This window comes from Mycobacterium sp. 5-140-3-2, assembly GCF_035666375.1.
Classification (GTDB): Bacteria; Actinomycetota; Actinomycetes; order Mycobacteriales; family Mycobacteriaceae; genus Mycobacterium; species Mycobacterium intracellulare.
In genome coordinates, this window is the sequence record NZ_CP142025.1 from 4645534 (window position 1) to 4668739 (window position 23206).

The window sequence follows — 23206 nt, forward strand, 5'->3', positions numbered from 1 at the left end:
GTGGAAGTTCGCGAGCTGAAAGTTCCCGGCGCCTGGGAGATCACCCCCGCCGTTCATGGCGATTCGCGGGGTCATTTCTTCGAATGGCTGACCGACAAGGGATTCAGGTCCTTCGCCGGTCACCGGTTGGATGTTCGGCAGGCCAATTGCTCGGTGTCATCGGCCGGCGTGCTGCGCGGCCTGCACTTCGCCCAGGTACCGCCGAGCCAGGCCAAGTACGTGACCTGCGTGCGCGGGGCGGTATTCGACGTCGTCGTCGACATCCGGGTGGGCTCACCGACATTCGGTCAGTGGGACTCGGTGCTGCTCGACGACACCGAGCACAGGACGATCTACCTCTCCGAGGGCCTCGGACACGGTTTCCTGGCGCTGCAAGACAATTCGACGGTGATGTACTTGTGCTCGGCGGAATACAACCCGCAACGCGAACACACCATTTGCGCAACCGATCCGGCGCTGGGGATCGATTGGCCGCTGGTGGACGGCGCGCCGCCCACCCTGTCCGACCGCGACGCGGCGGCCCCCAGCCTCGACGACGTACGCGCCTCCGGCCTACTCCCCACGTGGGAGGAGACGAACGCGTTCGTCGAGGGTTTGCGGGCAAAGCCCACGAATTGACGCGGGTGATCGGCATGCCCATCTGAGGCGATGTGCGTTATCCCGCACCATTGTTGACGCGCGCGGCGCGCAAAATCATTTGCACCGCCTGAGCTGCCTATTAGACGCATATCTATTAACGTTCCCATTGCGGTCGCCGAATTGGACCAGTACCGTAAACCGGCCCAATTCAGGATTCGGTGGCGCTAGGATTGCGCCGATGAAACTCGGGCAGGTGTTCGATCCGCGAAGCAATGCGCTCAACGCATGGCGGTTAGCGCTCGCGGGCGAGGTCATCTTCTGGCACACCTACCCGGTCCGGGGTCATCTGCCTTCGGTGCGGGCGGTTCTTCAGCTGCTGCTCTGCGTCGGCGTCGACGGATTCTTCGCGATCTCGGGCTTTCTCATCACCGCGAGTTGGATCAGCAACCCGCGGCTGCGCGCGTACCTGGCCGCGCGGGCGCTTCGCATCCTGCCCGGCTTCTACGTCTGCATGATCGTGACGGCGTTCGTCTTCGCCCCGCTGAGCGTGGCGATCCAGGGCGGCTCCGCGGCCAGGCTGCTGTTCTCGTTCGCCCCGTTCGAATATGTCCTCAAGAACATCGCGGTGATGTGGCTCAAGCCCGACGTCGGCGGCACCCCGCACGACATTCCCAACGCGGGCATCTGGAACGCGTCGCTGTGGTCGTTGTTCTGGGAAGTGATGTGCTATCTCGTCGTCGCGATCATCGGCGTCGCCGGACTCGCCAACCGCCGGTGGGTTTCCCCGGCCATTTTGGTGGTCGCGGCGATCGGGGCCTCGATGATGCCACCGGTCACCTTCCCCGAGGTGTTCAATCGTCCGACCGGCAACGTGGGCATCGTCATCGTCTTCCTGGCGTGCCGCGCCGCAATCATGTTTGCGGCGGGAGCGCTGCTGTACCAATGGCGCGATGTCATTCCCGCGCGGTGGTCGCTGGTCGCGGTGAGCGTGGTCATCGTGTTGCTGGCCGGCCAGCTGCCGGATTACCGGGTGGTGGCCGCCGTCCCCCTGGCGTATGCCGTGGTCGTCTCCGGCTCCCTGCTGCACAACAAACGCTTGAGATTACGCACCGACGTGTCCTACGGCATGTACATCTACGCGTACCCGATGCAGCAGCTTTTGGCGGTCCTCGGCTTGCTCAGCCTCAATCCGTTCGTGTTCTGCCTCACCGTGGCGGCGGCGACACTGCCGCTGGCCGCGGCGAGCTGGTTCCTTGTCGAAAAGCCGGCGAGGTCCCTGAAGGCGCGCATCAAACGAAAAGCGGCGGGTGCCCGCGAAGCGGCGATGGTGCTGCCTCCGGAGGTCACGGGCGCCGCGTAGCTGCGGTCGTGGCCACAGCCCAAGGACTCACGCGACGGCGCGACCGGCTTCACCGGTTGTCACCGACCACCGGCCTCTGGCCGATACGATGGCGCCGATGGTGCGTGGCGTGACGGGGGTTGGAGGCAGATGAAGCTCGGACAGGTATTCGATCCGCGAAGAAACGCGCTCAACGCGCTCCGGCTGGCGCTGGCGGCCGAGGTGATGCTGTTCCATTCGTGGCCGATCACCGGACACATGCCCCCCAAGTCGACTCTGCAGCTTTTCTTCTCGGTGGGTGTGGACGGGTTTTTCGCGATCTCCGGCTTCCTGATCACCCGGAGTTGGCTCACCGACCCGCGCCTGCGTGACTACCTCACCGCCCGCGCCCTTCGCATTCTGCCCGGTTTCTACGTCTGTCTGATCGTGACCGCGTTCGTTTTCGCCCCGCTCAGCTTGGCGATTCAAGGGGGGTCGGCCGCCAAGCTGCTGGGGTCCACCGCGCCGCTCGAGTACGTCCTGAAAAACAGTGCGATCGCCTACCTGCAGCCGACGATCGACGGAACGCTGCACGATCTACCGGGTGGAAACACCTGGAACGGCTCGATGTGGTCGTTGGTCTGGGAACTGCTGTGCTACTTGTTCGTTGCCGCTATCGGCCTGGCGGGACTGGGCAATCGTCGCTGGGTATCCCCCGTGGTTTTGGCGGTGGCAACACTGGGAGCGTTGGTCTTGCCGCCCCTGACATTTCCCGGGGTGTGGACCATTCCGCAGCTCGCGGTGCGCGCGGCCATCATGTTCGCGGCCGGAGCCGTCATGTATCAGTGGCGAGACGTCATCCCCGCCCGATGGTCGCTGGTCGCGGTCTGCCTCGTGATCGTGGCGGCGTCCGGGTTACTGCCCGATTACCGGGTGGTCGGTGCGCTTCCGCTGGCCTACGCCGTCGTCGTCTCGGGCTCCTTGCTCAAGAGCGAACGGTTGAGGCTGCGCACCGATTTGTCCTATGGCGTCTACATTTACGCCTTCCCGGCCCAGCAATTGCTGGCCGTCTGTGGACTCGCGACGCGCCTCCACCCGGTGCTGTTCTTTCTTGCCTCGGTCACGGCCACCCTGCCGCTCGCCGCGATCAGCTGGTTCGTCATCGAGAAACCCTCGATGTCCCTCAAACGCCGGCTTCGGGTCAAGTGGTCGGCTCCGGTCCCGTCCAGCTCCGACGAGGCGGGCCCCGTCAGCGCGGCCAACGCCGTGGCCGACCGGCCGGCTACGGAGGCCCCGGGTACCGCCTAGGCCGGGTCGTCTCCAACGGCGGTAATATCCGCGAAGCGGGGGGTGCACGACGGGCGGTGGCCGATGACCCTCGGACAAGCTTTCAATGGGGGAAACAACGCGCTGAACGCGTGGCGGCTGGTGCTGGCTGCCGAGGTGATGCTGTGGCACTGCTGGCCCATCACCGGCCGGATGCCACCGGCGGCGACGCTGCAACTTCTGTTCTCGATAGGGGTGGACGGGTTCTTCGCGATCTCGGGGTTCCTCATCACCAGGAGTTGGCTCGACGACCCGCACGTGCGTGACTACCTGACCGCCCGCGCCCTTCGTATCCTGCCCGGCTACTACGCGTGCCTCATCGTGACGGCGTTCGCCTTCGCCCCGCTCAGCGTGGCGCTCCAGGGCGGCTCGGTCGGGGAGCTCGTGTGCTCCGGCGGGCCGCTCGAATACGTCCTGAAAAACAGCGCGGTGGCCTATGTCCATCTCGATGTCGGCGGAACACCAAGCGGGATACCTCATTCCGGGCTCTGGAACGGTTCGCTGTGGTCGCTGGTCTGGGAAGTGATCTGCTATCTCGCCGTCGCCGGTGTCGGTTTGGCGGGCCTGGCCCATCACCGCTGGGTCTCTCCGGCAATACTCGTCGTGGCTACGGGTCTGGCGACGGCGATGCCGCCGATGACGTTCCCCGGGGTATGGACCATCCCCCAGATCGCCGTGCGTTCGGCGATCATGTTCGCGGCCGGAGCCGTCCTCTATCAATGGAGAGAGGTGATCCCCGCGCGGTGGCCGCTCGTCGGGGTGAGCGTCGTCATCGTGCTGGCGTCCAGCATGCTGCCCGATTACCGTACGGTCGCCGCCCTTCCGTTGGCCTACGCGATCATCGTGTCCGGAGCCTTGCTGAAGAGCAGCCGCTTGAGGCTACGCACGGATCTGTCCTACGGCGTCTACATCTACGCGTTCCCGACCCAGCAACTCTTGGCCGTGTGCGGGCTTGCGCGTCTGCAACCCGTTGCGTTCTTTCTCGTCGCCGCCGCGGCGACGCTACCCGTGGCCGCGGCGAGCTGGTTCCTCATCGAAAAGCCCTCGATGGCTCTCAAGCGCCGGCTCAAACGGAAGTGGTCTGACGCCACGAAAGCCGAAGGCGGCCACCCCGCCACCACAGCAGCAGGATGACCACTTCGGCGGCCACGCTGATCGCCGCATAAGGCGACGGATCCCAGCCCCGTTCGGAGAAGCCGAAAAGCCCCACGGTCCGCGACAGCGCGAAGCGACCAGAGATCCGGCGGCCATCGCGGCACCGGCCCAGCGCAGCCACGCGGGACCGCCGGCCACGATCAGCAGAGCGATCGCCAATGACACACTGGCCTGCACCAGGAATCCCGTGCCGATGGCCGGAATGCGTTGGTAGCCATGGACATAGAGGTAGGCGTGGCTGACGGCGCTGAGGGCCAACGACGCGGCGAATCCGAGCCGCACCAGGACGCCGATCACCGCAACGCCCGCTCTTTCAGCGCCAGCGCGGACTCTCCCGTGGTGTAGCCGACCTCGCGGATACCCAATGCGTCGCGCAGCTTGCCGGCCGGCAGCGTCACCGGTTTGGGCGCGGGCCCGTCACCGGGTCTGGGCAGCGGGTACGCGGTGGCGGTGCCGCTGTGAAACGTCACATTGTCCTCCGTTTTGGAAAACAGCTGGTGGACATGGCCATTGAGGCACGTGACGGAGGAGAACCGGCGCAGGTAGCTCAGCGCCTGGGCGGCGTCGTCGGTGCCCCTGCCCCATTGGGGGTACATCGCGAACAAGGGGATGTGACTGAACACGATGATCGGGGTGTCGCTCGGCAGATGGGCGACGTCCTTCTTGACGAACTCCAGCTGATCCACCCCCAGATGGCCCAGCTTGCGCAGGTTCAACGTGTTGACGAGCGCGATCAGGTGCACACCGGCGATGTCGAAGCTGTACCAGCCGTCGCCAACCGCGCCCGCGCCGAAGGTGTTTCGGTACTTCTGTCCCGCGTCGTCGACGGAGTCGTGCTCGCCCGGCACGGTGAACACGTGGTGCGTCTTCAGACCGCTCATCATCTGCTTCGCCTGGTCGAACTGTTCGGTGCTGGAAAGGTGAGTGAGGTCGCCGGTGTGGATGACGAAATCCGGTGTGTAGCCGAGGCTGTTGACCTTGTCGATCGCGTCGCTGAACGTCGCCGCGACGTCCCTGTTGGGCGCACCGTTGAAGCCGAGGTGGCTGTCGCTGATTTGGGCGAACCGCAGGGTGGGCCGGACGTGCGCGCGCTGAGCCGCCGCCTCCCCGGCGACATGCGAGATGACCTCGCCCCCGGCCACGATCAACCCGACCGCCGCCCCGAACCACGCCGTGTGCCGGAGGAGCTGGCGCCGGGTCATGGCATCGTCGCCCGGGCGGCCGGTCATCCCGTCACCACCACGGTGCCGCGCATCATCGGATGAATTGAGCAGACATAGTCGAAAGTCCCAGGGGCGGAGAAGGTGTGGGCGAAGGTCGCTCCGGTTCCCATGCCGGGTGAGTGAAATGAGCCGTCACTTGCGGCGACCGTATGGGGTTCCTCGTCGCGGTTGGTCCAGGTGACGGTGGTCCCGGCGGGCACCGTCAGGTTCGGCGGCGCGAAAGCGAAGCCGTCGATGGTGACCTGGTTGGCGCCGGCTGCGGGGGTTGGCGCGGTGATCGACACCCCGGTGGTGGGCGCGGGGGTGGTCGCCACGGGACGCGGCCGGCCACAGCCGGGCGATGAGATCACGCTCGCGGCCAGCACGGCCGCCAAAAGCCTTCGACGCAGGGCGATATCCATGCCCACAGATAGGGCGGCGGGTTACACCGTTCAGGTGCGGCGCCCCGGGGCGAACACCTCGATGACACCGTCGACCTCACGAACCATCAATTCGGGCAACGGTTTTGGTGCGATCGGCAACTGGTGGGTGAGCACCTGCCCGCTGGGCGAGAACGACGTGGTGTGGCAGGGGCAGCGCAAGGTGTCTTCGGACGCGTCGAACCACAGCTTGCACCCTTGATGGGTGCACACCCCCGATATCGCGTGCACGTTGCCGTCGATGCGCCGGACGAATCCGGTCACCGAACCCAGATCGAAAGCTCGCATGGCCCCGTCGGGCACGTCCGAGCTGGAGGCGACGCGCTGCCAGCTTCCCTCGTTGGGGGTGAGTCGCCCGGCGGCGTTATCCGGGGCACTCGGTCGCCGATGGCGACCGGAGATCACTGCGCGATCGAGGGAAACCGCGGCGACCGCGGCCGTCGCCGCGGCCGACGTGCCGACGATGACCTGGCGGCGCGTGCCGGTGCGCCCGGGCGGGGTTCGCGGCGGCGTGCCTGACATCTGCTCGCCGATGCGACGGTGCAGATCGGCGAGGAATTCCGGGCGCGGCGTGTCATCCCCGCTGCGGGCGGCCCGCAGCTCGATGGCGGTGCGCAGCTGCGCCGCCTCGAAGTCGTCGGGCGCGAACGGCCTGGGCCGGCGCCCCCGCAACAGATCGTCGACATAGCGTCGCAAGCCCCGCGCATTCATTGCTTGCCCCCATCGTTGACCTGCGCCGCCAGCCGCAGGGCGCGGTGCTGGAGCACTTTGGCATTGGGCACGCTGATTCCGAGTTCCGCGGCCGACTCCTTGATCGAATTGCCGCGCAGAAAGCGCGATTCCAGGATCAGGCGATACCGATCCGGCAGGGCGTCCAGGACGCGGGCCACCCGCTGCGGCGCGGTGCTGATCGCCTCCTCGCTGTCGGCCGGTTGCTCGATGTCCTCGATCGAGGTGATCTCCCGTCCCAGGGTCTGGCGCCAGTGTGCGGCCAGCACCGTCCTGGCCGTGGCCCGCAGGTAGGCGCGCACCTCGGCCACGCTCACGGTCAGGCGCAGCGGCCGCAGCGCGGCGAGGAACACCTCGGCGGTGAGGTCTTCGGCGTCGGTCCGGTTGCCGACGCGCGCGAACAGCGTGCGGTACACCCACCCCACGTTGTCGGAGTACACGGCCTCCCAGTCCGGGTAGCCGGCCTCATGCCCGGCGCCGGGTACCGCGCGCAGGGGTCGCGGCCCGACGGGATCGCTTCTTGCCGCCACATGCCTCCTTCACCCGATCAATATCGGCTCGGGTTACACGGGTCAGCGCGCGGCGAGCGCGGCTTCGGCGGCCATCAGCTCGTCGAGCTTGGTGGCGGTGGCGGAAAACACGGACTTGGCGATGCCCAGTATCCGGTCGCGGACCCGGGGCTTCGCCGACGCGGACGGCAGCAGGTGGCCGATCAGGTGACCGAACAGGTCCAGGCGCGCCGTCGACAACCACGACATCAAGTCCGGGTCGTCGAACCAGCGCAGCTGGTTGCTGTAATCGGCCCACGCCAGCCGTAGCCAGTCGATGTCGGTGTCCGGATGCGGCAGCGGCACGCAAAGCTCGTTTTTCAGCGAGTCGTCGCGGTACGCGGCCTCCACGTGGGCGATCAGCGCCGCGCTGAAGATCTGTTGGCAGCCGCGCACGCTCTGCAGGGTGATGCGGTTGGAATCGAATATCGGTGTGGCGAGCCGCTTTTCGGCGCCGTCGGCGGTGCAGTCGAGATAGAGCTCGCGGCCGCTGACCGCCACGGCGCCCCGGTCGAGGACCATCGTGTCGGCCTCGATGGCCCGCAGGTGCCCCATCCTCACGACGTCGGTAATCCGCCGCAGCTGCTCGAGTTCGAGGCGGGTGACGGTGGCGCAGCGGTACATGGCGGGACGGATCGCCGGGTCGATCCGCAGCAGCAGGCCGGCCTCTTCGAGGCGGTCGAACAGATCCCGCACCGACGCCGCGTCGTTGATGGCGCGCAGTTGCGCGGTGAAGCTGGCCTTGATCTTCTCGGCGAACAACGCGCCGGGCTGCATGGTCTCGCGGTCCAGCAGCCAGGAATCGCGCGGCATGATCCAGGTGAGCCGATCCGGGTCGACGCCCTGGCCCAGTAGCCACAGGCAGGTGTCGATGCCGGTCTTGCCCGCCCCGACGATGACGTAGCGCTCGTGGGCGCCGCGCCGCGGCAGGTCGCCGGGCGGGACGCAGTCGATGCCGGGCGCGACCCGATAAGGCGGCGGGCGCATCGCGGGGACCGTGACCCGCATGTAGGTGGCGTCGACGACGCGGCGCGCCACCCGGACGGTGTAGTCGGCGCCGGCGAGCGTGCGGAACCGGGCTTCACCACGGTGTTCGCCGAGGTATTCGCTCATCGGGAAGTAGCTGACCCGCCCGCTCGGCAGCAGCCGCCGGCGCATGATGTGGTCGTAGTAGGCGCAGATCTCGCCGGCGGTGGCCAGTTCGTAAAGCCCCCGGTTCCAACCGACTTGGTCGATGGCGTCGCCACCCAGCGGCAGCGAGTTGACGCCGTAGAACGCCGAGGGCTGGTGCAGCCGCACGAACGGGTAGGCCATGGTCCAGTGCCCACCGGGCGCGTGGTTGCGGTCCACCACCACGACGCGGGCCTGCGCCGCTGAGGCTTCGGCGACCAGCGCGTCGATGAACGCCATGGCCATGGCGCCCGCCCCGACCACCAGGTAGTCGGCCTCGATGGTGTGCATACCGCTGTCAGGCTAGCCCGCCACCCACCTTGCCAAGGCCCGAACCGGGTTACTAGGATATGCAAGTATCCGCTTAAGCGCGTCAACCACATCCGAGGGCCCCATGACCACACAGATTCCCCACTTCATCGACGGTCGGCGCACCGCCGGCCAGTCCGGCCGCACCGCCGACGTCTTCGACCCCAGCACCGGGAGTGTCCAGGCCCAGGTGCCGATGGCCGGCCAGGCCGACATCGACGCCGCGGTGGCGTCGGCCCTCGAGGCCCAAAAAGGTTGGGCCGCAACGAATCCGCAACGCCGCGCGCGGGTGATGATGCGTTTCATCGAGCTGGTCAACAAACACAACGACGAGCTGGCCGAGCTGCTGTCGCGTGAGCACGGCAAGACCCTGGCCGACGCCAAGGGCGACATCCAGCGCGGCATCGAGGTCATCGAGTTCGCCATCGGCATCCCGCACCTGCTCAAGGGCGAATACAGCGAGGGCGCCGGTCCGGGCATCGACGTCTATTCGCTGCGCCAGCCGCTGGGCGTGGTCGCGGGCATCACGCCGTTCAACTTCCCGGCGATGATCCCGTTGTGGAAGGCCGGCCCGGCGCTGGCCTGCGGCAACGCGTTCGTGCTCAAGCCCAGCGAGCGCGACCCGTCGGTCCCGGTGCGCCTCGCCGAACTCTTCGTCGAGGCCGGCCTGCCACCGGGCGTGTTCCAGGTCGTGCACGGCGACAAGGAGGCCGTCGACGCCATCCTGAACCACCCGGACATCCAGGCGGTCGGGTTCGTCGGGAGCTCCGACATCGCCCAGTACATCTACGCCGGGGCCGCGGCCACCGGCAAGCGTTCGCAGTGCTTCGGCGGCGCCAAGAACCACATGATCGTGATGCCCGATGCCGACCTGGACCAGGCCGTCGACGCGCTGATCGGCGCGGGATATGGCAGCGCGGGCGAGCGCTGCATGGCGATCAGCGTCGCGGTCCCGGTCGGTGAGCAGACCGCGGACCGGCTGCGCGCCCGGCTCATCGAGCGGATCAACAACCTGCGCGTTGGCCACAGCCTGGACCCCAAGGCCGATTACGGTCCGCTGGTGACCGAGGCCGCCGTGGCGCGGGTGCGCGACTACATCGGCCAGGGCGTCGACGCGGGCGCCGAATTGGTCATCGACGGCCGCGAACGCGCCAGCGACGACCTGACTTTCGGTGACGCCAACCTCGAAGGCGGCTTCTTCATCGGGCCGACCCTGTTCGACCACGTCACCCCGGACATGTCGATCTACACCGACGAGATCTTCGGGCCCGTCCTGTGCATCGTGCGCGCCCACGACTACGAGGAGGCCCTGCGTCTGCCGTCCGAGCACGAGTACGGCAACGGCGTGGCCATCTTCACCCGCGACGGCGACGCCGCCCGCGACTTCGTCTCCCGCGTGCAGGTCGGGATGGTCGGTGTCAACGTGCCGATCCCGGTGCCGGTGGCCTACCACACCTTCGGCGGCTGGAAGCGCTCCGGCTTCGGCGACCTCAACCAGCACGGTCCGTCGTCAATCCTCTTCTACACCAAGACCAAGACGGTGACGTCGCGGTGGCCGTCCGGCATCAAGGACGGCGCCGAATTCGTCATTCCCACAATGGATTAGGGCCGCGAATGTTTACCCTTGACGACGACGAACGGGTGATCACCGAGACGGCAGCCGCGTTCGCCGCCAAGCGCCTGGCCCCGCACGCCCTGGAATGGGATGCGGCCAAGCACTTTCCGACCGACGTGCTGCGTGAGTCGGCGGAGCTCGGCATGGCGGCGATCTACTGCCGCGAGGACGTCGGCGGCAGCGGGCTGCGCCGGCTCGACGGGGTCCGCATCTTCGAGCAGCTGGCGATCGCCGACCCCACCACCGCCGCATTCCTGTCGATCCACAACATGTGCGCGTGGATGATCGACACGTTCGGCACCGCCGAACAGCGCAAGGACTGGGTCCCGCGCCTGGCGTCGATGGACGTCATCGCCAGCTACTGCCTCACCGAGCCGGGCGCCGGCTCCGACGCCAGCGCGTTGAGCACCCGCGCGGTCAAAGAGGGCGGCGACTATGTGCTCGACGGGGTCAAGCAGTTCATCTCGGGCGCGGGCGCGTCGGACGTCTACGTGGTGATGGCCAGGACCGGCGGCGAGGGCCCGCGCGGCATCTCGGCGTTCATCGTCGAAAAGGACAGTGAGGGGCTGAGTTTCGGCGCGCTGGAGGAGAAGATGGGCTGGCATGCCCAGCCCACCGCCCAGGTGATCCTGGAGGGCGTGCGGGTGCCGGCCGACGCGATGCTGGGTGGCGCGGACGGCGAGGGCGCCGGATTCGGCATCGCGATGAACGGCCTCAACGGCGGCCGGCTCAACATCGCCGCGTGCTCGCTCGGTGGCGCCCAGGCCGCCGCCGACAAGGCGGGAGCCTACGTTCGCGATCGGCAGGCGTTCGGCAAGTCCCTGCTCGACGAACCGACCATCCGGTTCGCCCTGGCCGACATGGCGACCGGCCTCGAGACGTCGCGCATGATGTTGTGGCGCGCGGCCAATGCGTTGGACACCGACGACCCCGACAAGGTCGAGTTGTGCGCGATGGCCAAGCGTTACGTCACCGACACCTGCTTCGAGGTCGCCGACAAGGCCCTGCAGCTGCACGGCGGCTACGGCTACCTGCGCGAGTATGGTCTGGAAAAGATCGTGCGCGACCTGCGGGTGCACCGGATCCTGGAAGGCACCAACGAAATCATGCGAGTGGTCATCGGTCGGGCAGAAGCCGCACGGTTCAGAGCTTCTCCGGCAACCGCATAGAAGGGTCTTCAGATGACCGAGCACGTGACCGTGGCTTTCCTGGGGTTGGGCCACATGGGCGGGCCCATGGCGACGAACCTCGTTGCGGCCAACCATGCGGTGCGCGGATTCGACCCGGTGCCCGCGGCGCTGTCCGCGGCCGCGGCGGCCGGCGTCGCCGCCTTCGACACCGCCGTCGACGCGGTGGCCGGTGCGGACGTGGTCATGACCATGCTGCCCAACGGCGAGTTGGTGAAGCGCTGCTACGCGGAGATTCTGCCCGCGGCGCGGCCCGGTGCTCTGTTCATCGACAGCTCCACGATCTCGGTCGACGACGCCCGCGAGGTGCATGCGCTGGCGGAATCGCGCGGCATCGCACAGCTGGACGCGCCCGTCTCGGGCGGGGTGAACGGCGCGGTCGCCGGGACGCTGGCATTCATGGTGGGTGGCGACGACGCCGCCCTGCAACGCGCGCGGCCGGTGCTGGAACCCATGGCGGGCAAGATCATTCACTGCGGCGCGGCCGGGGCGGGCCAGGCCGCCAAGGTGTGCAACAACATGGTGCTGGCGGTGCAGCAGATCGCGATCGGCGAGGCGTTCGTCCTGGCCGAAAAGCTCGGCCTGTCGGCGCAGTCGCTGTTCGACGTGATCACCGGGGCGACCGGAAACTGCTGGGCCGTGCACACCAATTGCCCTGTGCCGGGCCCGGTCCCGACGTCGCCGGCCAACAACGACTTCAAGCCGGGGTTTGCGACCGCGCTGATGAACAAGGACCTTGGACTGGCGATGGATGCGGTGTCCTCGAGCGGTTCGACCGCCCCGCTGGGCCGCCACGCCGCCGAGATCTACGCTGAGTTCGCCGCCGATCACGGTGACAAGGACTTCAGCGCGATCATCGAGACGCTGCGTTGACCGCGCGCCGAACGTCGACTTGTGGCGGGAAATAAGCCGATTCGGCGCAACAACTCCACGTTGGGCGCGCGGGACGAAGAGCTTCAGAAGTCGCCGGCGTTGCGGCGCAACGTCTCGATGGACGACGCGAGGTCCTGCGATTCGGCGTCGGACATCCCGAGATCGGCGAACACCTGCTTGTTGAGCGTGATCGTCGCGTCCTCGACCGTGGAGCGGCCCAGGTCGGTGATCTGGACCAGCGTGGTGCGCCCGTCGGTGGGGTGCGGAACACGCTGCACCAGCCTGTCGGCCTCCAGCCGGCGGATCGCGTGGGTGACGCTGGTGACGTGAACCTGCAGCCGGTCGGAGGCCTTGGTGATGGGTAGCGCGCCGGAGCGGCTGAACGCCAGCAGCCGCAGCAATTCGTACCGGGAGAAGCTGAGGTCGTAGGGCCGCAGCGCCGTCTCCACGCGGGCCAGCAGGATCTGGTGCGCACGCATCACCGACGTCACCGCGACCATGCCCGGCGCCACGTCACCCCACCCGGCGCGCTCCCAGTTGGCCCGCGCCGCGGCAATCGGATCACGCTTGTCCGGTCGTGAGTCGGCCACGCCCCTTCTTACCGCACTTGGAGCCCGAGCGTGGCCTTTCCCAACGCCGACAGCACCGCCGTCGTCGATGCGCGGCCGCCCACGGTGATCCGCGCGGCACCGTCCGCGTAATACCGCACGCGTGGAGCGTCGTCGCCGAAAGCCTCACGCCACGACAAGCCCTGTTGAGACGGCAGATACATGAAGTTCGCGTGCGCGTCGGTCGTGTAGATCCCCAGCGCGCTCAGGCGCATCCGGAGATAGCGGCGTTCGGCGGTGATCAGCCGGATCCGGCGCAGCAGTTCACCTTCCGCGGCATACGACGCCGCGACCGCGAGCAGGCCCGTGATCGCGATGCCGAACGGCAGCTGCTGGGTCCACAGCGTCGGCGCCAGCTGGTGGGACGCCACCGCGTAACCGATTCGCAGCCCGGCCAGGCCGTAGGCTTTGGAGAAGGTCCGCACCACCACGACGTTGGGAAAACGGGTGACCAGTGCCGCCACGTCGAAACGGTGCTCGGGAGCGGTGAACTCGATATAGGCCTCGTCGAGCAGCACGACGGTGTCGCGCGGCACCCGGCGCAGGAACCGGAGAACGGCGGCCGCGGGCTCCAGCGTGCCGGTCGGATTGTGCGGCCGGCACACCACCACCACGCGGGCGGCGCCGGCCGCGTCGGCCAGCGCGTCGAGGTCGTGCTGGCCGTGCGCGTCCAGCGGAACGAACGACGAGTTCAATCGTGCCAGTTGCGCGACGATCGGATAGCCATCGAACGTCGGCGACGCCATGGCGATCGTGTCGCCCGGCGCGGTCAGCGCCTGCAGCGCCTGCAACACGACGCCCGTCGCCCCGGCGCCCAGCACCACCCGCTCGGTGGGCACACCGATGTGGCCGGCGACCAAGCCGCGCAACCGCTCCGGCAAGAACTCCGGATACCGGTTCGCCGCGGAAACGGACCGAATCAACGCCGAACGCACCGACGGTAGCGGCGGAAACGGATTCTCGTTGAGCGACAAGGCGAACGGATCCACCGCGTCGGGCAGCGCATCGCAGATCTGGCCGGCAACCGGGGCCGGAACCGCGTGCATCAGTCTCGTCCGCCCCAGCGCACCGCGGCGGCGCCGGCGAAGTCGCCGGCATGCGCGAAGGCCGCCATCATGACCACTTCCCCGGCACCCAGCTGGCCGTCGGCGATCGCGCGGTCCAGATTGATCGGGATCCCGGCACCGAACAGGTTGCCGCACTCGTCAAAGGTGTCCCGATGACGTTGCGGGGGCAACTCGAGCGCGTCACGCCAATTGCGCAGAAACGCCCTGTTGGGCTGGTTGGTGACCAGCAGGTCGATGTCCTTGGCGGCCAACCCGATTCGGTCGCAGACCGCCAGCGCCACTTCCGGAACCTGCCGGTTGCCGCGGGCCAGCACCTTGGTGATCTTGCTCTCCGTGAAACCGATGCTGCCCTCGCCGGGGCCGGCCTGCCACCACTTGCGGGGCGGGTCGTAGGACAGCGTCATTTCGCCCGCATACTCGCCGTAGGTGCGGCACTCGACATCCAGGATGGGCGAGTGTTCGCTCAGCGCGACCAGTCCCACGGCGGCGCCGTCACCGGGCACCGCCGACTGCGCCTTGCGGCGGATGGTCGGCTGATCGAAGAATTGTCCGGCCGCGTTCTGTGCGATCGCGATGAGCGCGGTGCGGCCCTGGCCCGCGGACAACAATGTGCGGGCCACGTTGAGCGCCAACACGAATGCGGCGCAGCCGCCGTTGTTCAGGTCGAGCACCCAGGACGGCCGCATGCCCAGCCGATGCGCGATGCCGCCACCCTGGCCGTAGAACGCCATGTCGGGTACCTGGGTGTGGGTGATCAGCACGTCCGCACCTGCGACGACGTCGTGGCCGTGCCGTTCGATCAGGCCCCGGGCCGCACGCTCGATCATGTCGACCGAGCTCTCGTCCGCGCCGACGTGATGGCGAAACTTCGGAGCGCGGAACATCACGTTGTCGCGCAGGTCGTCGGATTCGGCGAATCGGGCGTAGTAGCCGGCGGGAATCGGATCCCCCGGCAGATAGGTGGAAACGTCGATCAGGCTGACGGTCGGCTTAGCCATGGTCTGCTCATCTCATCCACACCGGCGTCACGGGCAGGCCGTTGCGGTGGCGGTACTCGGCGATCGCCTTGAGGTTGCGCAACTCCAGCAGGTGGCCGGCGGCGAACATGTCCCAGAAGTCGCCGACCCACACGGGCCGCTGCGCCGGAGCGGTCTCCGGGTACGGGTTGTGGTCGTAGAAGGGGTGGTGGCAATTCGTCCACAGCACAACCGATCCCGGCTTGTCGAGGACGGTCTGGGCGTCGACGACACGCATCAGGTAGATCATCCACAGATGTTTGCCTTGATCCCAGGCGCAGTGGTAATCCACGGTCCGCGCCTGGGCGTTGGCGACGGTGCGCGTGTAGATCTCGGTTTCCGAGCCGAGCCGGTCGTGCGCCAGCCATAATCCGGGCTCGTCGGTGGGGGTGAACCCGCGCAGGCTGTACGTCCACTCCTCCAGGCTGCGGGTGTCGGCCATGTACTCGTAGAGCTCGTCGGGCGGGCAGTCGACGTAGTCGTTGACGGTGCAGTACTGCCCGAAGACCTGGTCGTGCGGGTACACCGACCGCATCATGTCCATGATGATCGGCGTGGCCTTCTCCCTGGGGCTGGTTTCGATGCGGGTGACCCCGTCGATGAGGTCCGGGATATCCTCAAGCGCTGGCAGCGACATTGGTCAAGTTCTCCTCAGCAAGTGAAATCTGGTCCACCCCGCGGCCTTTAGCGGGCGCGGCGGTGAGAAATGGTGCGAACGGCGGGATCTCGTCGGCGGCGCACTCGACACTGACCACCGCCGGGCCGTCGATGTCGAGCGCCGCGCCCATGGCCGCGGCGAATCCATCGGCGTCGCTGACGTCCACCGCCGCCAGGCCGGGGAACATCGCCGCCAGGCCGGCGCCGAGCCGGCTGGGACGAAACCGGTTGTAGCTGTACAGGTCGTCGTAGAACAGCTGCTCGCGGGTCACGCACATGGCGTGCGCGTTGTTGTTGAACAACACGAACGTCATCGGTAGCCGGTACTGCACGGCCGTGTGCACCTCCATGCCGTGCATGAAGAACGCGCCATCACCGGCGATCACCACGGTGCGGCCGGCCGGGCGGCCAGTGTTGGCTCGCCCCAACGTCATTCCGATCCCGGCGCCGAAGCTGTAGCCCATGCCGCCCATGCCGAGCGCGACGGCGAACCTGCCGCCGCGTCGCACCGGGAGGTAGTGGATGGCCGCGGCGCCGGTGTTGCCGGCGTCGACCACGATGTCGGACCCGTCGGGCACGACATCGTCCAGCACCGCCATGGCCTCGCGGTACCGCACGCCCGGCCCGGTGAAGGGCGGGGGCGTCATTTCGGCGGGCCGGCCCGCGCCGGGGATGCGCGGACCGGCCGGCCGCCCGCGGTGGCGAACCGCATGGGTCAGCGCGCGCAGCGAGCCGCGCAGATCATCGGTATGCACGTGGGTGCAGGGCAGATACGGCGGCGCCGAACCGATCGAGACCGTCCGCACCGCCGCCAGCGCCTCGTCCAGGCCGCCGCGCGCGGTGACCGCCAGCCGGGTGCCGACGATGAGGCACACCGCGCTGGTGGCCACCGCCTCGGCCACGTTGCGGTGACCCATGACGCCGGTCACCCCCAACGCGGCCGGCCCCCCGTCTGCAGCCGCGACATCCTTCGCGTCCGGCACGGTCGCCACCCGCGCGTGCAGCAGCGCGCGTAGCTCTTCGAGTTCGGCGCGGGCGTCATCGCGCGCCACCTGCTCGCCGGCCAGGATGGTGACCCGTCCCTGCACCCGCCGCAGCTCGGCGACGATCGGATGCGGGTTGCCGATCGCGGCCCGCATGCCATCCGCGTCATTGTCGTCACGCCCGGCGTCAAGATGGGCCTGCTGAATGTCCTTGGGCAGCAACAACACCGCCGGTCCGCCGATGCGCGCCGCGGCGATGGCCCGGGGCAGCAGCGAGACGATGTCGGCCGGCGTCAGCAGCCGCTCGCAGAACACCGATACCGCCGAGAACAATGCCTCGGCGTTCAACGATCCGTTTGCGCCGCTGGTGTCCTGAAAGCTGCCGCGGCCGTCCATCGTGCGGGCGGGCTGGCCGACCAACGCCAGCACCGGAACCCGGCTCGCCAGCGACTCGCCCAGACCCGCAACGAGGTTCAGCGCGCCCCCGCCCGAGGTCGCGGCCACCACGCCCACCCCGGCCCCGCTTCGGCTGTACCCGTCGGCCATGGTGGCCGCGGAGAACTCGTGCTTGGCCAGCACCGCGTCGATGTCGGGGCAAAAGTGCGCGGCGTCGTACACGTCCTCGATGTTGGCGCCGTCCACACCGAAGATGTGATCGACTCCGATCGCCGCGAGGTGCCCGACGATATGGTCGACCACCCGGTGCCTGCCAAGCATGCCTGATGAAACGAGGTAGCGGCCCGGTCGGTTCATCGTCGTCCAGATCCAGTACATGAACCGTTCACCGGCGGCCATCGTGATGTTTGAATGACCGTCGAACTTTGCAACGTCGTGCGCGAATACCGGGTCGGCGGTCAAACGGTGCGGGCGCTCGACGGCGTCAGCCTGCGGCTGGCGGACGAGCAGTTCGTGTCGGTCGTCGGACCGTCCGGGGCGGGCAAGAGCACGCTGTTGCACGTGCTCGGCGCCTTGGATTCCCCCGATTCCGGGTCGATCGCCTTCGATGGCGAGGAAATCGCCCGCCTTAGCGATGAACAGCAGTCGCGGTTCCGCCATCGGCGGGTGGGTTTCATCTTTCAGTTCTTCAACCTGCTGCCGACGCTGTCGGCCTGGGAGAACGTGGCGATTCCCAAGCTGCTCGACGGAGTCCGGTTGGGCAGCGCCAAGCCGGACGCGATCCGCCTGCTGGACCGGGTCGGGCTCGGCAACCGGGCGCAGCACCGGCCGGCGGAACTGTCCGGCGGCCAAATGCAGCGGGTCGCGGTCGCGCGTGCCTTGATGATGAACCCGCCGCTGATCCTCGCCGACGAGCCGACCGGAAACCTGGACTCCGCGACGGGCGCGTCCATTTTGGCGCTGTTGGCGGAGGTGGCGCACGAGGAGGGTGGGGGTCGGCTGGTGGTGATGGTGACCCACAACGCCGACGCGGCCGCGGCCACCGACCGGGTGATCACGCTGCAGGACGGTCGCGTCGGTTCGGACGTGATGGCGGTCGCGGGGTGAGGCCCGGGGCGCGGCGCGGCCTCAAGCTCACGGCCGCGGCGAGCAGGCTGCGCGTGTTCAGCCTGCGCGAGCTGGCCGTGCATCGACGCCGCACGTTTGCGTCGATCGCCGTAATGGCGGTCTCGGCAACGTATTTGGTGGCGATCTTCGGCATCTTCGGGTCGATCACCGGGTCGGTGGGCCGGCTGGCCGACGGGATCGCCGGGGTCGCCGCGCTCGAGGTGTCCGGCATCACCGACGGCGGATTCCCCGACTCGATACTGGCCGACGTGGCCGGCGTTCCCGGCGTAGCCACCGCCGCACCGATGATCCGGGCGTCGGCGTCCACACCGTCGGGGCCGGTGCTGCTGCTGGGCGCCGACGCGAGCACCGCCGCCCTGGGCGGCGCCCTCAAGGACGTGGTGACCCGGCCGGTGCAGGCGCTGTCCTCGACGCCGTCCGGCGTTCAGGCCGGACCCCGCGTCGGCTATGCGAAAGGCCAGGCGTTTCAACTGGGTTCGGCGTCGGTCACGGTGACCGATGTGCTCGCGGGCAAGCGATACGAGGACCTCAACGGCGGGCACTACGTGCTTGCGCCACTTGCCTTGGCGCAGAACGCCACCGGCCGCACCGGTCAACTCGACTCGATACTCATCACCACGAAGCGGGGCGCCGACCCCGGCGCCGTCCGCGCCGCGGTCACCGCCGCCGTGCACGGCCGTGCGATCGTCGCGGCCCCGAGCTTTCGGGCGGCCCGCGCCGGCGACGGCGTCAAGCTGATGAACTACATGGCCCTGCTGGGCGCCGCGGTCGCGTTGGTGGTCGGCGCGTTTTTGATCTACACCACGATGACGATGGCGATCACCGCGCGCCGGCCGGTCATCTCGATGCTGCGGGCTATCGGCGGCCGGCGCGCCAGCATCGTCGGCGACATGCTGGCGGAGGCGGCGGTGCTCGGCCTGATCGGCGGGGCAATCGGGTCCGGCATGGGAATTGTGGCGGGCCACATCGCGATTGGGCGCTTGCCCCCGGCGATGACGCAAGGGCTCGAAGCCCGCGTGCAGTATTGGCTGCCCGGTTATGCGATACCGCTGGCGCTCGCGGCGACGGCGCTGACCAGCGTGGCGGCCTCGGCGATGGCGGCGCGGCAGGTGTACAAGGTCTCGCCGATCGAGGCGCTCGCGCCGGTCGGGGCCTCGGCGGCCGACACGGTGCCGCGGTGGCTGCGCATCGCCGGCGGGGTTGGTGCGGTGGCGGTGTTCGCGGTGTCGACGCCGGTCGTCACCGGCCAGCGCGGCAGCTACGCCGTCGTGGCGATGGCCGCGGTGCTGGGCGCCGAGATCGCCCTGGGCTTCGCGCTCACCGCGCCCATCGTCCACGCCACGGCGGCGATGGCGCGCACGTTCGGGTCGTTCGGGGCGCTGGCCGCGGCGACGATCCAGCGTGCGCCGCGCCGGGTGTGGGCGACCGTGATGACCGTGCTCATCGGGGTACTCACCACCGTCGTGATCACCGGCACGAACGCCGACATGATTCGGTCCGCGCGGGACATCTTCGCACCGGTCACCGATACCGACGTGTGGGTGAGCGCGGACCCGCCCGACAGCTACCCCACCGACGTTCTGCCACAGGGGCTTTCCGCGAAGGTCGCCGCGCTTCCCGGCGTGGCGCGCGTGACCGAGGGAGCGTTCGGTTTCGCCGTGGTCGGCGGTACCCGCGTCCTGCTCGACGGGTTTTCCGCCGGCAGCAACGATGCGCTCTTCCGGGCGCTGGACGAACGGGTGCGCACCGAGGTGCTCGCCGGCCGCGGTGTGGTGCTCACGCGGATTCTCGGCACCACTCTGCACGTCCGGGCCGGCGACCAACTGCGGCTCCAAACGCCGCACGGCCCGCGGTCGGTGACCGTGCTGGCCCTGGTGCCGTTCTTCTCGACCGTGATCGGCACCGTCGGAATCGACCTCGACCAGATGCGGGCCTGGTTCGATCGCCCGGCGGCGACGACACTGCAAATCGCCGCGGCCCCGGGGGTGAATCGGCAGCGGCTGCTGGCCGGCGTCCGCGAGGCGGCGCCGGCCCCGAACCACGTGTACGACGGCCCCACCGCGCTGGCGGGGCTGCAGGCCCCGCTGCGTCAGAGCATGTTCATCGCCAACGCGGTGTGGGTCATCGTCGTGGCGGTGGCCGCGGTCGCACTGCTGAACACGCTGACGCTCTCGGTGAACGAACGCCGCCGCGAAATCGGCGTGCTGCGCGCCATGGGATCCAGCCGGCGGTTCACCTTGCGGATGGTGCTGGCGGAGGCGGCCGGAATCGGTGTCGTCGGCGGCGTTTTGGGGCTGGCGCTCGGTCTGACCGACCAGTGGTTGTTCAGCCGCATCAGCGACGACATCATGAATTTCGAAGTCGGCTTTCACCCGAGCCCCCTGGCGCTCGCCTTCACGCTCGGGGCGCTGGCGATCAGCCTGCTCGGCTCGGTGCCACCGGCACGGCGCGCGGCGCGCCTGTCCATCATCGAGGCGGTCAGCGTCGAGTGACGGTGGCGAATCCCTGCAGATGGGGTTTGCACGGGAAGGGCACCGGCGTTCGGATGCTGCGCAGCGCGGCGGTGTCGAATCCGGCGGCGGCGATGGCCTCGAGGGTGCGCCGGTTCGGCTCGCAGCCACCGGCGAGCCACGACCACGGCTTGGCGATCAGATCCTGGAACCGGCCGGTCGCGCCGTCACCGCGCACGTGCTCGAGGACCACGAGCCTGCCGCCGGGCACCAGCACCCGCCGGATCTCGCCGAGGGTTGCGGCCACGTCGCCGACCGAGCACAACACCAGCCCGGCGTGGACGGATTCGAAAGAGTTGTCCGGGAAGGGAATCGACTCGCCCGTTCCCTCGACGAGGTCGACCGCGATGCCGCGGCGCCGGGCGAGCCTCGCGGCCATCCGCCGGAACGGCGCCGCGGGCTCCACGGCGGCGACCGACGTCACCGTGTCGGGCAGAAACATCAAGTCGGTTCCCGGCCCCAGCCCGAGCATCAGCAGCCGGCCGTTCGCGTTACTCAGCGCCGCCCGTCGGTAGCGGTGGTAAAAGAGCCGGTCGAAAAGCGGCTGGCCGAATCGGTACACGTAGGGGAACGCCAGGCTTCGCAGGGTCATCGTGCGCCCAAATCCATTCGGAACGGCGGGTATTCGTCGCGCATCAACGACACGTACACCGCCACCCGGTATCGCCAGCGGACCATGCCCATGAGCAGATCGAACGCGCCCCGTGGGATCGTCCCGGTGAACAGCAGCGCCAGCGCGGCGATGACACACAGCACCTGCAGCGGCGCCTCCATCGACCAGCACAGCAGAACCTGGGGGATGGCCAGCAGCCACTTCACCAGCACCGCCCAGTTTTTCAGCCGCTCGGGATAGTCGACCGCGAGATCGCCGGGGTAGTCGGGCCGAGACGCCAGCGTGAAAGGCGGGTACCTGTCGGTGCTGTTCATCGGGAAGCGGTAGTTCATCAGCCGCCACGACCAGCGCAGCACGCCGACGTTGAATGCGAACAGCGGCCGCGGATATCGCCCGGTGCACAGGATGGCCACTCCGGCCGCCACGGTCGAGAACGGATAGATCAGGTAGAGCAGTATCAGTATCGGGTAGTGCGGCACGGCCAGCACGCACCACTTCACCAGCCAGAGCCAGCGCGAGGGCGAGTCGAAATCGCCTCGCACTCTTACGGAATCGGCCGGGCTGTTCACGGGCTTGACGGGACCGTCGCCGCTACCCCCAAGTTTCGGCTGATTTCGGCGGACATCCGGCGGTGACTCGTAAGGCGCAGAAACGTCGTCAGCGCGCCGGCCTGCAGCCGGTCGGAGATCAGCGCGGCCGGTCGCAGCACGAACTCACCGTGCGACACCGGCAGCGACGCCACCCAGGACACGGCCATGACTTTGCGTCGACGGGTCCTCTCATACCACCGCAGGGCGGCCGAGACATCGGCGCCGCCGTTGGTCCCACCGCGAAAATCCCTCAGCGCCTTGCACAAAACCATCGTGTCGAGCAGCGCCTGGTTGGTCCCCTGCGCCAGGGTGGGCGGCATCGCGTGCGCGGCATCGCCGAGCAACGTGACGGGGCCGTGCCCCGGGCCCGGAATCGGATGGCGAAAATGCGGGAATGGCGAGCCGGCCAGGTCGTCGTCGCTCAGCGTCGCGAGCACCCGGTCGACAGAGTCGGACCATCCGGCGAAGTGGGACCGGATCATCTCGATCGGGCGCTGCGGTCGGACGAAGCCATGCGACCACGGCAGGTCGAACCACCACTGCACCTCCGACCCGCCGGCGGGCCACAGGCCGAGGTTTCCGCGCGCACCGATGATCATCAGCGCGGCATCGGAATCCACGATCTCCGGGACAGTGGCAAGCCCCTGCCAACTGCACCAGCCGGTCGGCTTGGCGGCTTGCGCGCCAACGCAATTGCGCACCATCGAGTGCAACCCGTCGGCACCGATCACCACGTCCGCATCAGCCACGGTGCCGTCGCCGAACTCCACGCAGACACCGACGTCCGTACGGTTCACCGCGATCACCGGGGAGCCGCACCGGATGCGCTCGGCGTCGAACCCGTCGAGAAGGCGTTCCAGCAATATTCGGCGCGGAACCATCCGCACGGGTGCGCCCAGCCGCCGCACCATCGCGGTGACGTCGAGCGTGGCCAGCGGCCGGCCGTGGGACGTCACGGCCCGCACGGTGGCCAGCAGGCGGCCGGCGCCGCCCATGTCGACACCCAGCTGGTTCAGCACCGTCTCACCGTTGGACCAGATCGTCACCGCACCGCCGGGCGCCTGCACGTCGGGCCGGCGCTCGAAGACGGTGACGTCATGTCCGTCCCCCACCAAGCCGCGGGCGACGGAGATGCCGGCCACGCCGGCGCCCACCACCAGCACCCGAAGCGGACGCCCGAACACGCT

22 protein-coding genes and 1 pseudogene are annotated in these 23206 nt (G+C 68.5%); 9 read left to right on the top strand and 14 right to left on the bottom strand.

What is annotated here, in order from left to right:
• The 4 genes from rfbC to P6281_RS21700 all read left to right on the top strand — a co-directional run bounded on the left by rfbC (nucleotide 1) and on the right by P6281_RS21700 (nucleotide 4357).
• On the top strand, nucleotides 1–618 hold the full coding sequence (rfbC, locus tag P6281_RS21685) for a dTDP-4-dehydrorhamnose 3,5-epimerase (RefSeq protein WP_036459800.1): 618 nt from the start codon (nucleotides 1–3) through the stop codon (nucleotides 616–618).
• Between the two features lie 199 nt (nucleotides 619–817).
• Nucleotides 818–1939 carry an acyltransferase family protein gene (locus tag P6281_RS21690; protein WP_014385779.1) on the top strand — a complete coding sequence of 374 codons (1122 nt, stop codon included), beginning with the start codon at nucleotides 818–820 and terminating at the stop codon, nucleotides 1937–1939.
• Between the two features lie 129 nt (nucleotides 1940–2068).
• The gene (locus tag P6281_RS21695) at nucleotides 2069–3205 is read left to right on the top strand and encodes an acyltransferase family protein (RefSeq protein WP_014385780.1); all 1137 of its coding nucleotides are present in this window, start codon (nucleotides 2069–2071) and stop codon (nucleotides 3203–3205) included.
• 63 nt (nucleotides 3206–3268) lie between these two features.
• Entirely contained in the window at nucleotides 3269–4357 is a 1089-nt protein-coding gene (locus tag P6281_RS21700; protein WP_201358772.1) for an acyltransferase family protein, read from the top strand.
• On the opposite strand, the pseudogene P6281_RS21705 reads toward P6281_RS21700, so the two are convergent.
• From P6281_RS21705 to P6281_RS21730, 6 genes and pseudogenes are all read right to left on the bottom strand, one after another.
• Nucleotides 4290–4675, bottom strand: a pseudogene (locus P6281_RS21705) (hypothetical protein). The gene P6281_RS21700 and the pseudogene P6281_RS21705 sit on opposite strands and share 68 nt — an antisense overlap.
• Nucleotides 4672–5607: a metallophosphoesterase family protein gene (locus P6281_RS21710; RefSeq protein ID WP_324738519.1), complete on the bottom strand. Its 936-nt coding sequence runs from the start codon at nucleotides 5605–5607 to the stop codon at nucleotides 4672–4674. Before P6281_RS21710 ends, P6281_RS21705 begins: the two are co-directional and overlap by 4 nt.
• Entirely contained in the window at nucleotides 5604–6002 is a 399-nt protein-coding gene (locus P6281_RS21715) for a cupredoxin domain-containing protein (RefSeq protein ID WP_041785204.1), read from the bottom strand. The genes P6281_RS21710 and P6281_RS21715 overlap by 4 nt, the downstream gene beginning before the upstream one ends.
• Before the next feature lie 30 nt (nucleotides 6003–6032).
• Nucleotides 6033–6731: a Rieske (2Fe-2S) protein gene (locus P6281_RS21720; protein ID WP_014385784.1), complete on the bottom strand. Its 699-nt coding sequence runs from the start codon at nucleotides 6729–6731 to the stop codon at nucleotides 6033–6035.
• The gene (locus tag P6281_RS21725; RefSeq protein ID WP_014385785.1) at nucleotides 6728–7279 is read right to left on the bottom strand and encodes an RNA polymerase sigma factor; all 552 of its coding nucleotides are present in this window, start codon (nucleotides 7277–7279) and stop codon (nucleotides 6728–6730) included. Before P6281_RS21725 ends, P6281_RS21720 begins: the two co-directional genes overlap by 4 nt.
• A 42-nt stretch (nucleotides 7280–7321) precedes the next feature.
• Complete coding sequence (locus P6281_RS21730; RefSeq protein ID WP_014385786.1) at nucleotides 7322–8758, bottom strand: hypothetical protein; 1437 nt, start codon at nucleotides 8756–8758, stop codon at nucleotides 7322–7324.
• 103 nt (nucleotides 8759–8861) lie between these two features.
• Here P6281_RS21730 and P6281_RS21735 point away from each other — a divergent pair, with 103 nt between their 5' ends.
• The 3 genes from P6281_RS21735 to mmsB are packed head-to-tail and all read left to right on the top strand — an operon-like array spanning nucleotide 8862 to nucleotide 12451.
• Nucleotides 8862–10382 carry a CoA-acylating methylmalonate-semialdehyde dehydrogenase gene (locus P6281_RS21735; protein ID WP_014381093.1) on the top strand — a complete coding sequence of 507 codons (1521 nt, stop codon included), beginning with the start codon at nucleotides 8862–8864 and terminating at the stop codon, nucleotides 10380–10382.
• A gap of 8 nt (nucleotides 10383–10390) precedes the next feature.
• Nucleotides 10391–11560, top strand: a complete 1170-nt coding sequence (locus P6281_RS21740; protein ID WP_014385787.1) for an acyl-CoA dehydrogenase family protein — start codon at nucleotides 10391–10393, stop codon at nucleotides 11558–11560.
• 12 nt (nucleotides 11561–11572) lie between these two features.
• Entirely contained in the window at nucleotides 11573–12451 is an 879-nt protein-coding gene (mmsB, locus tag P6281_RS21745; RefSeq protein ID WP_009956591.1) for a 3-hydroxyisobutyrate dehydrogenase, read from the top strand.
• Between the two features lie 83 nt (nucleotides 12452–12534).
• Here the strand turns inward: mmsB and P6281_RS21750 are convergent, their stop codons facing one another.
• The 5 genes from P6281_RS21750 to P6281_RS21770 are packed head-to-tail and all read right to left on the bottom strand — an operon-like array spanning nucleotide 12535 to nucleotide 17535.
• Complete coding sequence (locus tag P6281_RS21750) at nucleotides 12535–13041, bottom strand: MarR family transcriptional regulator (RefSeq protein ID WP_014385788.1); 507 nt, start codon at nucleotides 13039–13041, stop codon at nucleotides 12535–12537.
• Between the two features lie 8 nt (nucleotides 13042–13049).
• Nucleotides 13050–14105, bottom strand: coding sequence for a pyridoxal phosphate-dependent aminotransferase (locus P6281_RS21755; RefSeq protein WP_009956590.1), 1056 nt, complete (start codon nucleotides 14103–14105; stop codon nucleotides 13050–13052).
• A complete protein-coding gene (locus tag P6281_RS21760; RefSeq protein WP_009956589.1) occupies nucleotides 14105–15124 on the bottom strand; it encodes a 3-oxoacyl-ACP synthase III family protein in 1020 nt (339 codons plus the stop codon). Before P6281_RS21760 ends, P6281_RS21755 begins: the two co-directional genes overlap by 1 nt.
• Before the next feature lie 7 nt (nucleotides 15125–15131).
• Complete coding sequence (locus P6281_RS21765; RefSeq protein ID WP_008260527.1) at nucleotides 15132–15779, bottom strand: hypothetical protein; 648 nt, start codon at nucleotides 15777–15779, stop codon at nucleotides 15132–15134.
• On the bottom strand, nucleotides 15760–17535 hold the full coding sequence (locus P6281_RS21770; protein ID WP_043955847.1) for a thiamine pyrophosphate-binding protein: 1776 nt from the start codon (nucleotides 17533–17535) through the stop codon (nucleotides 15760–15762). The genes P6281_RS21765 and P6281_RS21770 overlap by 20 nt, the downstream gene beginning before the upstream one ends.
• Nucleotides 17536–17589: 54 nt before the next feature.
• On the opposite strand from P6281_RS21770, the gene P6281_RS21775 reads away from it, so the two are divergent.
• Together P6281_RS21775 and P6281_RS21780 are read left to right on the top strand one after the other, a co-directional pair.
• Nucleotides 17590–18285, top strand: a complete 696-nt coding sequence (locus tag P6281_RS21775; RefSeq protein WP_009956588.1) for an ABC transporter ATP-binding protein — start codon at nucleotides 17590–17592, stop codon at nucleotides 18283–18285.
• Nucleotides 18282–20798, top strand: a complete 2517-nt coding sequence (locus P6281_RS21780; RefSeq protein ID WP_009956587.1) for an FtsX-like permease family protein — start codon at nucleotides 18282–18284, stop codon at nucleotides 20796–20798. The genes P6281_RS21775 and P6281_RS21780 overlap by 4 nt, the downstream gene beginning before the upstream one ends.
• Here P6281_RS21780 and P6281_RS21785 read toward each other — a convergent pair.
• Genes P6281_RS21785 through P6281_RS21795 form a run of 3 tightly spaced genes read right to left on the bottom strand, consistent with a single transcriptional unit; the run spans nucleotide 20785 to nucleotide 23203 of the window.
• On the bottom strand, nucleotides 20785–21408 hold the full coding sequence (locus P6281_RS21785; protein WP_009956585.1) for a class I SAM-dependent methyltransferase: 624 nt from the start codon (nucleotides 21406–21408) through the stop codon (nucleotides 20785–20787). The genes P6281_RS21780 and P6281_RS21785 overlap by 14 nt on opposite strands.
• Complete coding sequence (locus tag P6281_RS21790) at nucleotides 21405–21971, bottom strand: DUF4389 domain-containing protein (protein ID WP_324738520.1); 567 nt, start codon at nucleotides 21969–21971, stop codon at nucleotides 21405–21407. Before P6281_RS21790 ends, P6281_RS21785 begins: the two co-directional genes overlap by 4 nt.
• 23 nt (nucleotides 21972–21994) lie before the next feature.
• Nucleotides 21995–23203, bottom strand: coding sequence for an FAD-dependent oxidoreductase (locus P6281_RS21795; RefSeq protein WP_324738521.1), 1209 nt, complete (start codon nucleotides 23201–23203; stop codon nucleotides 21995–21997).
• Nucleotides 23204–23206: the final 3 nt, after the last annotated feature.

Coding starts and splice junctions, on each gene's coding strand:
- P6281_RS21690 (WP_014385779.1), top strand. CDS start 818: ATGAAACTCGGGCAGGTGTTCGATCCGCGAAGCAATGCGCTCAACGCA.
- P6281_RS21695 (WP_014385780.1), top strand. CDS start 2,069: ATGAAGCTCGGACAGGTATTCGATCCGCGAAGAAACGCGCTCAACGCG.
- P6281_RS21700 (WP_201358772.1), top strand. CDS start 3,269: ATGACCCTCGGACAAGCTTTCAATGGGGGAAACAACGCGCTGAACGCG.
- P6281_RS21710 (WP_324738519.1), bottom strand. CDS start 5,607: ATGACCGGCCGCCCGGGCGACGATGCCATGACCCGGCGCCAGCTCCTC.
- P6281_RS21715 (WP_041785204.1), bottom strand. CDS start 6,002: ATGGATATCGCCCTGCGTCGAAGGCTTTTGGCGGCCGTGCTGGCCGCG.
- P6281_RS21720 (WP_014385784.1), bottom strand. CDS start 6,731: ATGAATGCGCGGGGCTTGCGACGCTATGTCGACGATCTGTTGCGGGGG.
- P6281_RS21730 (WP_014385786.1), bottom strand. CDS start 8,758: ATGCACACCATCGAGGCCGACTACCTGGTGGTCGGGGCGGGCGCCATG.
- P6281_RS21735 (WP_014381093.1), top strand. CDS start 8,862: ATGACCACACAGATTCCCCACTTCATCGACGGTCGGCGCACCGCCGGC.
- P6281_RS21740 (WP_014385787.1), top strand. CDS start 10,391: ATGTTTACCCTTGACGACGACGAACGGGTGATCACCGAGACGGCAGCC.
- mmsB (WP_009956591.1), top strand. CDS start 11,573: ATGACCGAGCACGTGACCGTGGCTTTCCTGGGGTTGGGCCACATGGGC.
- P6281_RS21755 (WP_009956590.1), bottom strand. CDS start 14,105: ATGCACGCGGTTCCGGCCCCGGTTGCCGGCCAGATCTGCGATGCGCTG.
- P6281_RS21760 (WP_009956589.1), bottom strand. CDS start 15,124: ATGGCTAAGCCGACCGTCAGCCTGATCGACGTTTCCACCTATCTGCCG.
- P6281_RS21765 (WP_008260527.1), bottom strand. CDS start 15,779: ATGTCGCTGCCAGCGCTTGAGGATATCCCGGACCTCATCGACGGGGTC.
- P6281_RS21770 (WP_043955847.1), bottom strand. CDS start 17,535: ATGAACCGACCGGGCCGCTACCTCGTTTCATCAGGCATGCTTGGCAGG.
- P6281_RS21775 (WP_009956588.1), top strand. CDS start 17,590: ATGACCGTCGAACTTTGCAACGTCGTGCGCGAATACCGGGTCGGCGGT.
- P6281_RS21785 (WP_009956585.1), bottom strand. CDS start 21,408: ATGACCCTGCGAAGCCTGGCGTTCCCCTACGTGTACCGATTCGGCCAG.